We start from the raw sequence: 13,591 nt of genomic DNA, 5'->3' as shown, positions 1-13,591 counted from the left end.
GAAAACGCACGAACTACCCGTCAATTGAGGAAGATCAGGCTCAATCTCGACGCAATTGCTTATCGAACAGGTTGCCGCTATTCTACCGTGCCGATTCTCGCATTTGTCTGGGCACGGACAGTAAATCCACGGCAAAATCGAGGTCTTTCACGCCTCTTGGTGCGCCTGCGCACACGTTTGGGCCGCTCAATGTAACACACGCTCAGGCGAGGCCGCCTGACCGCGCACGCTCCGGTTGGAGCGTGCTGTTTCCAACTCGTTCCCACTGGTTCACCGCCGATGCCGCCTTCCGTATTCATCGTTTCCGACGGTACCGGGATCACCGCCGAAACGTTCGCGCATTCGATCCTCGCCCAGTTCGACCAGAAATTCCGGCTCGTGCGCGTGCCGTTCGTCGATTCGATCGACAAGGCGCATGCCACCGTCGAGAAGATCAACGAGGCCGTGTCGCTCGACGGACGCCGCCCGATCGTGTTCACGACGCTCGTGGACAGCGCATCGAACGAGATCGTCAAGCGCTGCAATGCGCTCGTGCTCGACATGTTCCAGACGTTCATCGAGCCGCTCGAACACGAACTGGAAATCAAGTCGACGCACGCGATGGGCCGCGTCCACCAGAACGCCGACACGGAGGAGTACAAGAACCGCATCGAGGCGATCAACTTCTCGCTGGCGCACGACGACGGCCAGTCCAACCGTAATCTGACCGAAGCGGACGTGATTCTGGTCGGCGTGTCGCGCAGCGGCAAGACGCCGACGAGCCTTTACCTCGCGATGCAGTATGGTGTAAAGGCGGCGAACTATCCGCTGATTCCGGAAGACTTCGAACGAGGCAAGCTGCCGACGCCGCTTCTGGAACATCGCGAAAAGATGTTCGGCCTGTCGATCGACCCGCAACGCCTCGCCGAAATTCGCAACGAGCGCCGGCCCGGCAGCAAGTACGCGGCGCTGGAAAATTGCCGCTACGAGATCAACGAAGCCGAGAGCATGATGAAGCGCGAAGGCATCAAGTGGCTGTCCTCGACGCACAAGTCGATCGAGGAAATCGCCACGACGATCCTGCAGGAAATCAAGCCCGAGCGGCCGTCCTACTATTGATCAACGCTGCTGGCGGCACTGCTCGAAAAGGCAGATGGCCGCAGCGGCCGCGACATTGAGCGACTCCATGCCGCCCGGCTGCGGAATGGTCACGCGATGCGTCACGGCATCGCGCCAAACCTGCGACACGCCCGCGCCCTCGTTGCCAAAGACCCACGCGACGGGCGACGACAGATCGCAGTCGTAGATCGCGACGGCGCCGTGCGAATCCGTGAGCGTGACCGGCACGTCGAGCCGCGCGATGAGTCCGGCCGGATCGACGTCCTCGAAGATATCGAGCAGAAAGTGCGCGCCCATGCCCGAGCGCAGCACCTTCGACGACCACGCGTACGCGGTGCCCGGCGCGCAGAACACGCGCCCGACCCCCGCCGCCGCCGCGCTGCGCAGAATCGAGCCGACATTGCCTGCATCCTGAATGCCGTCGAGGATCACGCACGTCTCGCCGACGCGTTCGGGCAACGCCGCTTCGATCTTCTCGACGAGCAGCAACATGCCCACGCCATGCACGACGCTCGATAGCTGACCGAATAGCGCATCCGGCAACACGATCACGCGCTTCTCTTCGATGCGCGCCACGATCTCGCGGGCTTCCGCGTGCGTCAACGCGCCTTCGGTGACGACGCACGTTTCCGGCTGGCCGGCGGTGTCCAGATAAGCAGCAGCGAGATGCAGACCTTCGAGCAGCGCGTGACCGCTGCGCCGCTGCTGCGCCGTCGAGCCGGCCAGCGCCTTCAGGCGCTTGTAGAGCGGGTTGTCCCGCGAAGTGACGGATTTCACGTTGGAATGGAACGGCGAGGCCGCTCAGAACGGATGCGCTTCGGGATCGGCGTCGAGCGCGGCGGTTGCCTGAATGACTTCGGGCGCGATGTCGGGCAGCACCGAGCCGAAGCGAAGATGCGCCTCGCGCACCGGCGCGAACGAACGCCGGTGATGCTCGCAAGGCCCGTGTTCGCGCAGCGCGGCGAGATGCTGCGGCGTGCCGTAGCCCGCGTGCACGTTGAAACCGTACATCGGATGCGCTTCGTGCAACTCGCAGAGCAGTCGGTCGCGCGTGACCTTGGCGAGAATCGACGCCGCCGAGATTTGCTTGACGAGCGCATCGCCGCCGATCACGGCTTCCGCGCGTGTCGACAGCACCGGGCAGCGATTGCCGTCCACTTTCACGAGCGTCGGCGCAACCGACAAGCCTTCGACCGCGCGCTTCATTGCGAGCATGGACGCGTGGAGGATGTTGATGGTGTCGATTTCCTCGACGCTCGCCGACGCGATGCAATACGCGAGCGCGCGATCCACGATCTTCTCGTAGAGGTCCTCGCGCTTCTTCGCCGACAAGGCTTTAGAATCGTCCAGCCCGTTGATGCGCGGCTTCGCCGGATCGAAGATCACGGCGGCCGCCACGACCGGCCCTGCGAGCGGGCCGCGCCCGGCTTCATCGACACCGCAGACGATGTCGAACGGCGAGCTGAAGTCGAGTCCGCGTTGCGCCGACCGGTTCGCAGCCTTCATTGCGGCCTCCGCGTGTCGAGCACTCGCGCCACGGCTTCGGCCGCCCGCAGCGACGTGTTCTGGCGCAGCGCGATGTGCATCTCGGTGAAAATCTCGGTCAGGGTACGGCGGTTCGCGTCGTCGTTCAACTGTTTCAGCGTGGCCTCGGCGAGCGCTTCGGGCGTCGCGAAGTGCTGGAGAATTTCCGGCACGACGAAACGGCCCGCGAGAATGTTCGGCAATCCCACATACGGCAGATAGCCCTGCCGCTTCATGATCTGACCCGTGAGCCAAGGGACCTTGTACGAGATGACCATCGGCTTCTTCAGGAGCGCCGCTTCGAGCGTGACCGTGCCGCTTTTCACGAGAATCGCGTCGGCGGCGGTCATCGCGGTTTGCGCGCGCCCGTCCGTGATCGTCAGCGACAGATGCGGATGCGCCTCCACGAGCGGTTGCAGCAACTCGCGCAGCGCCGGGTTCGCGGCCGGCATCAGGAATCGCACGCTCGGCTCGCGAAGCTGCATCAGCTCCATGGCGTCGAAAAACGTCGGGCCGATCAGCGCGATCTCCGAACGGCGGCTTCCGGGCAGTACCGCGATGACCGGTCCGCCTTCCGCGATGCCGAGCTCGCGCCGCGCGGCCGCCGTATCCGGTTCAAGCGGAATTTCATCCGCGAGCGGATGGCCGACATAGCTCGCCGCGACCCCCGCTTTAGCCAGCAGCGCCGTTTCGAACGGAAACACGCAGAGCATGTGATCCACGGCTTTCGCGATCTTCTTGATGCGCCCGCCGCGCCACGCCCAGATCGACGGACACACGAAATGCACGGTCGGAATGCCGGCTTCGCGCAGCGGCTGTTCGAGCCCGAAGTTGAAGTCCGGCGCATCCACGCCGATGAACACCGACGGCGGATCGGCCAGCAACTGCCGCTTCAGCTCGTTGCGAATGCCGAGAATCTCGGGAATATGCCGCAGCGCCTCGACGTAGCCGCGCACGGTCAGCTTGTCCATCGGCCAGTGCGCTTCGAAGCCGGCCGCCGTCATGCGCGGGCCGCCGATGCCGCTATAGCGCGTTCCGGCCGGCAGCCGTTCCTGCAAGCCCTTGAGCAGCGAGGCTGCGAGCAGGTCGCCGGACGGCTCGCCCGCGACCATCGCGATACGCGGCGCAGTGGTGATAAGCGTCATCGGATGGCGCGATCAGCGGATGATGCCGCGCTGCGACGCCGCGATGAAATCGGTGAACGCCTTGACCGGCGCGTCGCCGTCGCCGCCTGCCGCGCCCAGTTCCTTCAGTTGCGCCTTGGCTTCTTCGAGCGACAGACCGCTCTTGTAGACGATGCGGTACGCCTGGCGCAGCGCCGAAATGGCGTCCGGCGTGAAGCCGCGACGGCGCAGCCCCTCGACGTTGATGCCGTGCGGCTCCGCCTTGTTGCCCGCCGCGATGACGAACGGGGGCACGTCCTGGACGAGCGCGGACGCGCCGCCGAGCATCGAATGCGCGCCGATGCGCACGAACTGATGCACGCCCGACATGCCGCCCACAATGGCGTGATCGCCCACCGTCACGTGCCCAGCCAGTTGCGCGTTGCTCGACATGATGACGTGGTTGCCGAGCGTGCAGTCATGACCGACGTGCACGTACGCCATGATCCAGCAATCGTCGCCGATCGACGTCACGCCGCGGTCCTGCACGGTGCCGGTATGCAGCGTGGTGAATTCGCGGATGGTGTTGCGGTCGCCGATGACGAGACGCGTCGGCTCGTCGCGGTACTTCATGTCCTGCGGCCGTCCGCCGATGGACGCGTAATGCCCGATGCGGTTCTCGCGTCCGATGGTCGTGTGACCTTCGATCACGCTATGCGAGCCGATTGTCGTGCCCGCGCCGATGACGACATGCGCGCCGACGACCGCGTATGGTCCGACTTCGACGGAATCGTCCAGTTGCGCGCCCGGCTCGATGATCGCGGTGGGGTGAATGATGGTCATGCGCCTCGCCTCTGTATGCTGTGTTTCTGCCGTTGTCTGCTGCGCTTAAGCGCCGGCGTCCGTGTTCTTCACGGTGCACATGAGTTCCGCCTCGGCGGCCGTCACGCCGTCCACTTCGGCGCGCGCCTTGAACTTCCAGATGCCCCGCATGTACCGCTCGAAGTTGACGTTGAGAATCAGCTGATCGCCCGGCTCCACCACGCGCTTGAAGCGCGCACCGTCGATGCCGACGAAGTAGTAAAGCGTGGTCGTCGGATCGTGCGGCTCTTCGGCGAACGTGAGCAACGCGGCGGTTTGCGCGAGCGCCTCGAGAATGAGTACGCCGGGCATCACGGGACGCGTCGGGAAATGTCCCTGGAAATACGGCTCGTTGATCGACACGTTCTTCAGCGCCTTGATGCTCTTGTGCGGCTCCAGTTCGAGCACGCGGTCCACGAGCAGGATCGGATACCGATGCGGCAGCAGCGTGAGGATCTTATGGATGTCGAGGTTGATTTTTTCTGTGCTCATGGTGGTTCTGCTCGCGCGCATCTCCTGCGCGGAAATTGACTGCGGGCGTCGTGCGCCCGCTTGTGAATTCACTCTGTTGCCGGTGCTCGCCTGCGCGCTCATCCGGCAGCCTTGCGGTTATGCTTCGTCGCCCTGCTCGCCTGCCTTCTGGCTTAGCGCCGATTCCAGCGCCTTGATGCGATCGCGCAGCTTGTCCAGATTGCGCACGAGCGCGGCGCTCTTGTTCCAGTCGGCGTGATTCACGGCCGGAAATGCGCTCGTGTACATGCCGGGCCGCGTGAGCGACTTCGAGACGCCCGACTGCGCCGTGACGATCACATGATCCGCCAGCGTCACGTGGCCAGCGATACCCACCGCGCCGCCGATCATGCAATGCCGCCCGATGTTCGTGCTGCCCGCGATGCCCGCGCAGCCCGCGATGACCGTGTATGCGCCGATGCGGCAGTTATGGCCGATCTGCACGAGATTGTCGATCTTCACGCACTCTTCGATGACCGTATCGGCCATGGCGCCGCGGTCGATGGTCGTGTTGGCGCCGATCTCCACGTCGTCGCCGATATCGACCGCGCCGACCTGCGGAATCTTCACCCAGCTTCCGGTGCGCGCCTCGCCCTCGCCGACGAAATCCGGCGCGAAACCGAACCCGTCCGCGCCGATCACCGCGCCCGCATGCACGATCACGCGCGCGCCCAGCTTGCAGCCATGATAGACGGTGACGTTGGGATACAGATGCACGTCGTCGGCCAGCGTGACGCCCTGACCGACGGACACGCCGGCGTCCAGCCGCACGCGCTCGCCGACGACCGCGCCCGCTTCCACCGTGACGTGCGGGCCGATGACCGCGCTCGCGGCCACTTTCGCGGCCGGGTCGATCCATGCGCTCGGATGCACGCCCGGCACCGCCTTGGGCGACGCCAGATCGATGAACGCCTGCGCGACGCGAGCGAAGTAAGCGTAGGGATTCGGCGTGACGATGAAATTACTGCCCTCGCGCGGCGCGGACAGTTTGTCGAGATCCGCGCGGGAAATCAGCACGGCGCCGGCGCGCGTCGTCTCGACCTGCGGCAGATACTTGTGATTCGCGAGAAACGCGAGTTGCGCAGGCCCCGCCTTGTCGAGCGGCGCAAGGCCCTCGACGCGATGCCCGCCCTGGCCGACCACCTCGCCGCCAAAGCGCCTGACCAGTTCGTCGAGCGTGATCGCCATGCCTGATGCCATGCCTATGAAAACTCCTCGTCAGTTCGGGCTCGCGCCGCCGTTCTGGCTCGTCGCCGCCAGCGCCTTCAGCACCTGATCCGTGATGTCGATGCGCGGGCTCACGTACACCGCTTCCTGCACGATCAGGTCGTAGTGCTGCTGCTCGGCAATCTGCTTGATGACCTTGTTCGCGCGGTCCAGAACCGCCGCCAGTTCTTCGTTGCGGCGCTGGTTCAGGTCTTCGCGGAATTCGCGCTGCTTGCGCTGGAAGTCCGCGTCGAGCTGCGCGAGATCGCGTTGACGCGCGGCGCGGTCGGTGGCCGACATTGAGGCGCCGTTCTTGTCGATGTTGTCCGACATCGACTTGAGCCGCTGCGCCATGTCCTGCAACGCCTTGTCGCGCTTGGAGAATTCCTGCTCCAGCTTCGACTGCGCGGCCTTCGCCGCCGACGATTCGCGCAGGATGCGGTCGGAATTGACCGCTGCGATGCGCGCTTCCTGAGCGTCCGCTTTCGCGACGGCGCCGAGGCCGAAGACCAGAGACAAAGCCAGCGTCAGCGCCGCATGTTTCGAAAGCATACCGGTTCGCAAAGTGTTCCTCACGTCACGTCGATTTGAATGAAGTGTCCGTTCGTTCACGTCGGGCCGTCTCTTAGAAGGCCGTACCGATCTGGAACTGGAACTTCTGGTATTGGTCGCCCGTGTGTTTCTGCAGCGGGAAGCCGAGGCTCAGCTTGAGCGGGCCGATCGGCGAAATCCACGCAAGACCCACGCCGTAGCCGTAACGCAGGCCGTTTGCGCCGCTCGTCGTGCCGCCCTGACCCGGATCGCCCCAGACGTTACCCGCGTCGAGGAACGTGAACACGCGCAGCGTGCGGTCGTAGCCCGTGCCGGGCAGCGGGAACGTCAGTTCGATATTGCCGACCGCCATGCGCGAGCCGCCGATCGGATCGTTCGTGGTGGCGTCACGCGGACCCAGCGAGCTCGGCGAGTACCCACGCACCGAACCGATACCGCCCGCGTAGTAGTTCTTGAAGATCGGGAACGTCTGGCCGGCGAGACCCTTGCCGTAACCGCCTTGCAGGTTGAAGCCGAGCACGAAGCCGCGAGCGAACGAGTAGTAGTACTGGAACTGCGCGTCGAACTTCGCGTACGTGGTGTTGCCGAGCGGCGTGCCGTATTCCGCGTTCGACTGGATGTAGTAGCCGCGGCTCGGCACGAGCGCGCTGTCGCGATTGTCGCGCGACCAGCCGACCGTGAGCGGGAAGTTGTTGACCACGCGGCCGAACTCGGCGACGTAGTTCTTGTACGACTGCGGCGTGGACGAGTCCACGTCCATCGTGTTCTGCTCGGCGCCGAGGCCGAAGAACACCGTGTCCTGTTCCGAGAAAGGAATGCCGAACTTCGTGTCCGCGCCCATCGTCACGATCTTGAAGCTCGAATCCGTCGAGTAATACAGCGGCTGATACGTGCGGTAGTACGCGTCCGTAATACGCTTGATGCCGTCGATGGTGAAGTACGGATCGACCTGCGTGACCGTGAGCGTGCGATACGTCTTGGCCGTGTTCACGTTGACGGAAAGGCTCGTGCCCGAACCGAACACGTTGTCCTGCGACACGCCCGCCGACAGCACCACCTTGTCCGTCGACGAGAAGCCCGCGCCCAGCGTGATCGCGCCGGTCGGCTTTTCGGCCACCTTGACGTCGACATCGACCTGGTCGTTCGTGCCTTCCACCGGCGTCGTGGTGACGTCCACATCCGTGAAATAGCCCAGACGATTCACGCGGTCCTTCGACAGCGCGAGACGGCTCGAATCGAACCACGAGCTTTCGAGCTGGCGCATTTCGCGGCGCACCACTTCGTCGCGCGTGCGCGTGTTGCCGACGATATTCACGCGGCGCACATAGACGCGCCGGCTCGGATCCACTTGCAGCGTGAGCGCGACCGTGTGATGCGCCTGATCGATTTCCGGCTGCGCATTGACTTGCGCGAACGCGTAGCCGTACTGGCCGAGCTTGTCGACGATCGCCTTGGTCGTTGCCTGCAGTTTCTCCGCCGAGAAAAGCTGGCCCGGCTTCACGGTGATGAGCTTGTTGAGCTCGGCTTCGCGGTCGAGCAGATTGCCGGCGAGCTTGACGCTCGCGACCTTGTACGGCTCGCCCTCATGCACCGCGATGGTCAGGTACATGTCCTTCTTGTCGGGCGAGATCGACACCTGCGTGGAGTCGATGCTGAACTCGAGGTAGCCGTGGTTCAGGTAGTACGAACGCACGTTCTCGAGGTCGCCCGTCAGCTTTTCCTTCGCGTACAGGTCGCTCTTCGTGTACCACGAGAACCAGTTCGGCGTGGACAGCTGCATTTCGCTCAGCAACGTGCCGCTGCTCACGGCCTTGTTGCCGACGAAGTTGATCTGGCGGATCTTCGCGCTCGGGCCTTCGGCCACCGAGAAGAGGATCGACACGCGGTTGCGGTCCACCGGCGTCACCGTGGTGGTCACTTCCGCCGCGTAGTAGCCGCGCGTCAGGTATTGGCGCTTCAGTTCCTGCTCGGCCTTGTCGAGCAGCGACTTGTCGTAAGAGCGGCCCTGCGACAGACCGACCGAGCGCAGCGCCTTGGTGATGGTGTCCTTATCGAACTCGTGCAGTCCGCTGAATTCGATATTCGAAATGGCCGGGCGCTCCTGCACCTGCACGACCACCACGTTGCCTTCGGTTGCGATTTGTACGTCGTTGAAGAAGCCGGTTGCATACAGCGCGCGAATCGCTTCGGAGGCCTTGTCGTCGGTGAACGTGTCGCCTTGCTTGATCGGCAGATAAGCGAATACGGAGCCCGGCTCGATGCGTTGAAGACCTTCGATCCGGATATCCTGCACGACGAACGGCGTGGTGGCGTGTGCCGCCATGCCCGTTGCGGCGAGCGCCGCGGCCACAGCCGACTTAGGAACAAAGCGATGAGGTTTGAACAACGTGCTTCCCCAGTATTTAAAGCTGCATTCGTTCCGGCGGTCGCTTCTCGAGCGCCGCCAGACATTATCAAAGTGGATCAGAAACGGATCAGGCGAGTCAGGTCGTTGAAGAGCGCGATCATCGACAGAGCGACGATGCAGACCAGCCCCGCCCGCTGCAGAACCAGCTGCCAGCGATCGGACACGGCTTTGCCGGTAACGGCTTCAACCAAATAATATAACAGATGCCCACCGTCCAGAACCGGAATCGGTAACAAGTTCAACACACCCAGGCTGATGCTGACGAGCGCCAGGAAAGACACGAACGCGGTCAGACCGAGTCGCGCGCTCTTGCCCGCGTAGTCCGCGATGGTGACCGGACCGGACAGGTTTTTCAGCGACGCCTGCCCGACGATCATGCGGCCGAACATGCGCAGCGAATACACGCTGATGTCCCAGGTCCGATTGACGCCGAGACGCAGGCTTTCGAGCGGACCGTAACGCACGTCGACGGTCGGCAGCTGATTCGCGAGCGCCGCGCCGATGCGACCGATGTCCTTGCCCGTCGCCGCATCGCGCTTCACGTCGGGCACGATCTGTACCGAAGTCCGCTTGGCATCGCTGCCCGCGCCGCGCTCGATTTGGAGCGTCACGGGCTTGCCGCCGTGCGCCTTCACGTAGTCGATGAAGCTCGTCGCGTTGTCGACCGGACGGCCGTCGATCGCGCGCAGCCGGTCGCCGGCGACGAGACCGCTCTTCTGCGCCGCGCTGCCGGGCTCCACGCCCGCGACCGTCAGCGTGCCGCCGCCCGGCGCGAAGCCGAGCTTGTCCATGAAGTCCTGTTCCGCATCGGCGTCCGTGATGCCCGCGACGTTCACCGGAAAGTCGAACGTGCCGTCGTGCGTTTTCGCCATCAGCACGACGCGCCGGTGATCGAACGACGCGTCGAGCAGTTTCCAGCGCAGGTCGGACCACGAGCGGATGGGCTCGGTCTCGCCGCCTTGCGCGTCGCGCATCGACACGATCTTCTCGCCGCCCTCGAAGCCCGCGCGTGCGGCGGCCGTCGCTGGCGCGGGCGTCGATACGATGGCCTGCGGTTCGGTCACGCCGCCCGCGAACACGGCGGAAAAGAGCGCAATCGCCAGCAGGAAATTCGCCACCGGCCCGGCGGCGACAATCGCGATGCGCTTGATGACCGGCTGCCGGTTGAATGCGCGCGGCAGGTCCTCGGACGGGATGCTGTCTTCCGTTTCGCGCTCGTCGAGCATCTTCACGTAGCCGCCGAGCGGCAGCGCCGCGATCGTCCACTCGACGCCGGTCTTCTTGCTGACCCAGCGCACGAGCGGCTTGCCGAAGCCGACCGAGAACCGCAACACCTTGACGCCGCATAGTCGCGCGACGCTGTAGTGACCGAATTCGTGGACGACGACGAGCACGCCAATCGCGACGACGAAGGCGACGATTTCGGTCAGAAAGTTCATGACGGCCTCAATGGGCGATGGGTTCCGCGCCTGGTGCGCTCGCAGTCAACTCTGCGACGAAACGGGACGCGAGACGGCGCGCGCTGGCATCGGCGGCGAGCACGTCGTCGAGCGATGCGGCGCTCGTGTTGGGCAAGGCGCTCAGCACCCGCTCGACCACGCCGCCGATCGACATGAAGCCGATGCGCCGCGCGAGAAACGCTTCGACCGCGATTTCGTTTGCCGCGTTCAACGCCGCGCTCGCGATGCCGCCGGCTTCGAGCGCGTCGATGGCGAGCGCGAGACACGGAAAGCGCGCGAAGTCGGGCTTCTCGAAAGTCAGCGACGCGATCTGCGCGAGATCGAGCGGCGCGACGCCCGACTCGACGCGATCCGGGAACGCGAGCGCATGCGCGATCGGCGTGCGCATGTCCGGATTGCCGAGTTGCGCGAGCACGGAGCCGTCGGCGTAGGACACCATCGAGTGAATCACGCTTTGCGGATGGATCAGCACTTCGATGCGCGAGCCCGGCAGATCGAAGAGCCAGTGCGCCTCGATGACTTCGAGGCCCTTGTTCATCATCGTCGCGGAATCGACCGAGATTTTGCGGCCCATCGCCCAGTTCGGATGCTTGCAGGCTTCGTCGGGCGTGACGTCGACGAGCGTCGAAGGCTCGCGCGTGCGAAACGGACCGCCGGACGCCGTGAGAATGATCTTCGACACGCCGCCGTGCAGGCGCGCCTCGCTGTCCGCGCAGGGCGGCAGGCACTGGAACACGGCGTTGTGCTCGCTGTCGACCGGCAAGAGCACGGCGCCGTTGTCGCGCACGGCGTCCATGAAGATCTGGCCGGACATGACCAGCGCTTCCTTGTTCGCCAGCAGAATGCGCTTGCCGGCGCGCGCGGCGGCGAGCGTCGGCGCGAGGCCCGCCGCGCCGACGATCGCCGCGACCACGGTATCGCACTGCGCGGCGCGGGCGACGTCGACGAGCGCATCCGGGCCGTACGTCACTTCGGTCTTGCTGCCGGCGGCGCGCAACGCCGCGGCAACGCGCGCGGCGGTTTCGGCATCGCCCACGACCGCTACTTCGGGCTGGAAACGCAGGCACTGCGCGACGAGTTTGTCGCCGTTACGGTGAGCGGTGAGCGCGTAGACCGAGAACCGGTCCGGGTGCCGCTCCACGACGTCGAGCGTACTGTCGCCGATCGAGCCCGTGGAGCCGAGCAATGTAAGACGTTTTTGCATGAAATCTTCTCTGGCCGATCTATCCGAGCATGAGCAATGCGATCGGCAATACCGGCAACAATGCATCGATGCGGTCGAGCACGCCGCCGTGGCCCGGCAGCAGACCGCTTGAGTCCTTGACGCCGGCCTGGCGTTTCAGGAGCGATTCGAACAAATCGCCGACCACGCTGAACGCCACCAGCACGGTGAGCGCGACGAGCGCGCGCGCCCAGCCGAGGTGTCCGACGAAAGCGGAGAACACGGTCGGCGCATAGACGCCGGTGGCCGCCGCGAGCGAGCCGATCACCATGACGGCCGCCCAGCCGCCGATGGCGCCTTCCCACGTCTTGCCCGGGCTGATGGACGGCGCGAGCTTGTGGCGGCCCAATGCTTTTCCGGCGAAGTATGCGCCTATGTCAGCCAGCCAGACGACTAGGAGAAGCGATAGCACGAACGCGACCCCGACGGTGCGGGCCGCGACGACCGCATGCCAGCACGCGACGAACACGATGATTCCGGCGAAAAGCAGGAACGCGCGCCACGCGCCGCCTGCCAGAACCGGCTTGCGCAGGAGCGCGTACGGCCCCGCGAGCACCCAGAAAATCGCCGCCATCTGGAACAGCGCCTTCGGCGCGACGCCGAGATACGTGCTGAAGATGAGCGCGAGCCCCGCGACCAGCGCGTACGCCACGGGCCCTGCGCCGTTGAGCTTCAGCAGGCGTCCCCACTCCCACGCGGCGAACACGACGACGAAACCGATCAGCGCGCCGAATGCGCCGATCGGCGCGAACAGCGTGACCGGCACGAGAACCGCCAGCAGCACGATTGCCGTGATGACACGGGTCTTTAGCATGAAAGGGTGTCGGCCTTCTGCGATTGGGACGCGAGTTGCGCACTGGTGCGCCCGAAACGGCGCTCACGGTCGCCATACGACGCGATCGCGCGGTCGAGCGCGTCGGCGTCGAAATCGGGCCAGTAAGTGTCGGTGAAATAGAACTCGGTGTACGCGAGCTGCCACAGCAGGAAATTGCTGATGCGCTGCTCGCCGCCCGTGCGAATGAAGAGGTCGGGCTCCGGCGCGTAAGCCATGGCGAGATGCTCGGCGAACGACTCGTCGTCCACGCGGGCGGGCGTGCCCTGTTCGAGCGATTGCGCGATGAGCTTCTTGGTCGCCTGCATGATGTCCCAGCGCCCGCCGTAATTGGCCGCGATGGTCAGCGTGAGGCGCGTATTGCGCGCGGTCTTGGTTTCGGCGCGCTGGATCAGCGCGCGAATGCGATCGTCGAACATGGAAATGTCGCCGACGACGCGCAGGCGAATGCCGTTGGCGTGCAGCTTGCCGATCTCGCGTTCCAGCGCGGTCACGAAAAGCCGCATCAGAAACGACACTTCTTCCGTCGGACGACGCCAGTTTTCGGAACTGAACGCGAAGAGCGTAACGAATTCGACGCCGCGCTTGGCGCAGCTTTCGACGGTCGCGCGGACCGCATCGACGCCGCGCGTATGACCGGCGACACGCGGCAGGCGCCGCTCGGTCGCCCAACGGCCGTTGCCGTCCATGATGATCGCGACGTGGCGCGGGACAGCCGCGACATCGGGCACGCGAACGGTAGAGCTGGTATAGGTCATGGCCGCTGAATCTTGTAATCGACGGGAAATGAAAAGCCAGCCTGGGTTTTTCGTCACC

General features: G+C 64.8%; 13 protein-coding genes. 1 reads left to right on the top strand and 12 read right to left on the bottom strand.

Going from position 1 to position 13,591, the window contains the following annotated elements; all coding sequences use genetic code 11:
- Positions 1-279: 279 nt before the first annotated feature.
- Positions 280-1,098, top strand: coding sequence for a posphoenolpyruvate synthetase regulatory kinase/phosphorylase PpsR (gene ppsR / locus NCR35_RS07355; RefSeq protein ID WP_244848512.1), 819 nt, complete (start codon positions 280-282; stop codon positions 1,096-1,098).
- On the opposite strand, the gene NCR35_RS07350 is transcribed toward ppsR, so the two are convergent.
- From NCR35_RS07350 to uppS, 12 genes are all read right to left on the bottom strand, one after another.
- Complete coding sequence (locus NCR35_RS07350) at positions 1,099-1,875, bottom strand: TrmH family RNA methyltransferase (protein WP_250533834.1); 777 nt, start codon at positions 1,873-1,875, stop codon at positions 1,099-1,101.
- A gap of 24 nt (positions 1,876-1,899) precedes the next feature.
- Complete coding sequence (gene rnhB, locus NCR35_RS07345; protein WP_250533833.1) at positions 1,900-2,604, bottom strand: ribonuclease HII; 705 nt, start codon at positions 2,602-2,604, stop codon at positions 1,900-1,902.
- Positions 2,601-3,767 (bottom strand): lipid-A-disaccharide synthase, encoded by a 1,167-nt coding sequence (gene lpxB / locus NCR35_RS07340; protein WP_250533832.1) that lies wholly within the window; start codon positions 3,765-3,767, stop codon positions 2,601-2,603. The genes rnhB and lpxB overlap by 4 nt, the downstream gene beginning before the upstream one ends.
- A 12-nt stretch (positions 3,768-3,779) precedes the next feature.
- On the bottom strand, positions 3,780-4,568 hold the full coding sequence (gene lpxA / locus NCR35_RS07335) for an acyl-ACP--UDP-N-acetylglucosamine O-acyltransferase (RefSeq protein ID WP_175940141.1): 789 nt from the start codon (positions 4,566-4,568) through the stop codon (positions 3,780-3,782).
- Positions 4,569-4,613: 45 nt separating this feature from the next.
- Complete coding sequence (fabZ, locus tag NCR35_RS07330; protein ID WP_175940140.1) at positions 4,614-5,078, bottom strand: 3-hydroxyacyl-ACP dehydratase FabZ; 465 nt, start codon at positions 5,076-5,078, stop codon at positions 4,614-4,616.
- Between the two features lie 117 nt (positions 5,079-5,195).
- Positions 5,196-6,284 carry a UDP-3-O-(3-hydroxymyristoyl)glucosamine N-acyltransferase gene (lpxD, locus tag NCR35_RS07325; protein WP_250533929.1) on the bottom strand — a complete coding sequence of 363 codons (1,089 nt, stop codon included), beginning with the start codon at positions 6,282-6,284 and terminating at the stop codon, positions 5,196-5,198.
- A gap of 30 nt (positions 6,285-6,314) precedes the next feature.
- Positions 6,315-6,854 carry an OmpH/Skp family outer membrane protein gene (locus NCR35_RS07320; RefSeq protein WP_250533831.1) on the bottom strand — a complete coding sequence of 180 codons (540 nt, stop codon included), beginning with the start codon at positions 6,852-6,854 and terminating at the stop codon, positions 6,315-6,317.
- Positions 6,855-6,927: 73 nt separating this feature from the next.
- Complete coding sequence (bamA, locus tag NCR35_RS07315; protein ID WP_250533829.1) at positions 6,928-9,240, bottom strand: outer membrane protein assembly factor BamA; 2,313 nt, start codon at positions 9,238-9,240, stop codon at positions 6,928-6,930.
- 77 nt (positions 9,241-9,317) lie between these two features.
- Positions 9,318-10,700, bottom strand: a complete 1,383-nt coding sequence (gene rseP, locus NCR35_RS07310) for an RIP metalloprotease RseP (RefSeq protein ID WP_250533828.1) — start codon at positions 10,698-10,700, stop codon at positions 9,318-9,320.
- 7 nt (positions 10,701-10,707) lie between these two features.
- Positions 10,708-11,925 (bottom strand): 1-deoxy-D-xylulose-5-phosphate reductoisomerase, encoded by a 1,218-nt coding sequence (locus NCR35_RS07305; RefSeq protein WP_244848505.1) that lies wholly within the window; start codon positions 11,923-11,925, stop codon positions 10,708-10,710.
- Positions 11,926-11,944: 19 nt separating this feature from the next.
- Positions 11,945-12,757 (bottom strand): phosphatidate cytidylyltransferase, encoded by an 813-nt coding sequence (locus tag NCR35_RS07300; protein WP_250499344.1) that lies wholly within the window; start codon positions 12,755-12,757, stop codon positions 11,945-11,947.
- Positions 12,751-13,533 carry a polyprenyl diphosphate synthase gene (gene uppS, locus NCR35_RS07295; protein ID WP_244848503.1) on the bottom strand — a complete coding sequence of 261 codons (783 nt, stop codon included), beginning with the start codon at positions 13,531-13,533 and terminating at the stop codon, positions 12,751-12,753. Before uppS ends, NCR35_RS07300 begins: the two co-directional genes overlap by 7 nt.
- Between the last annotated feature and the right edge of the window lie 58 nt (positions 13,534-13,591).

It is taken from the genome of Caballeronia sp. AZ10_KS36, assembly GCF_023631105.1.
In the GTDB taxonomy this organism is placed as follows: domain Bacteria; phylum Pseudomonadota; class Gammaproteobacteria; order Burkholderiales; family Burkholderiaceae; genus Caballeronia.
Note: the sequence above shows the minus strand (reverse complement) of the source record. Positions and strands in the feature narration are given on the sequence as shown.

Coding starts and splice junctions, on each gene's coding strand:
- fabZ (WP_175940140.1), bottom strand. CDS start 5,078: ATGAGCACAGAAAAAATCAACCTCGACATCCATAAGATCCTCACGCTG.
- uppS (WP_244848503.1), bottom strand. CDS start 13,533: ATGACCTATACCAGCTCTACCGTTCGCGTGCCCGATGTCGCGGCTGTC.
- rnhB (WP_250533833.1), bottom strand. CDS start 2,604: ATGAAGGCTGCGAACCGGTCGGCGCAACGCGGACTCGACTTCAGCTCG.
- rseP (WP_250533828.1), bottom strand. CDS start 10,700: ATGAACTTTCTGACCGAAATCGTCGCCTTCGTCGTCGCGATTGGCGTG.
- NCR35_RS07320 (WP_250533831.1), bottom strand. CDS start 6,854: ATGCTTTCGAAACATGCGGCGCTGACGCTGGCTTTGTCTCTGGTCTTC.
- lpxA (WP_175940141.1), bottom strand. CDS start 4,568: ATGACCATCATTCACCCCACCGCGATCATCGAGCCGGGCGCGCAACTG.
- NCR35_RS07300 (WP_250499344.1), bottom strand. CDS start 12,757: ATGCTAAAGACCCGTGTCATCACGGCAATCGTGCTGCTGGCGGTTCTC.
- lpxB (WP_250533832.1), bottom strand. CDS start 3,767: ATGACGCTTATCACCACTGCGCCGCGTATCGCGATGGTCGCGGGCGAG.
- lpxD (WP_250533929.1), bottom strand. CDS start 6,284: ATGGCGATCACGCTCGACGAACTGGTCAGGCGCTTTGGCGGCGAGGTG.
- ppsR (WP_244848512.1), top strand. CDS start 280: ATGCCGCCTTCCGTATTCATCGTTTCCGACGGTACCGGGATCACCGCC.
- NCR35_RS07305 (WP_244848505.1), bottom strand. CDS start 11,925: ATGCAAAAACGTCTTACATTGCTCGGCTCCACGGGCTCGATCGGCGAC.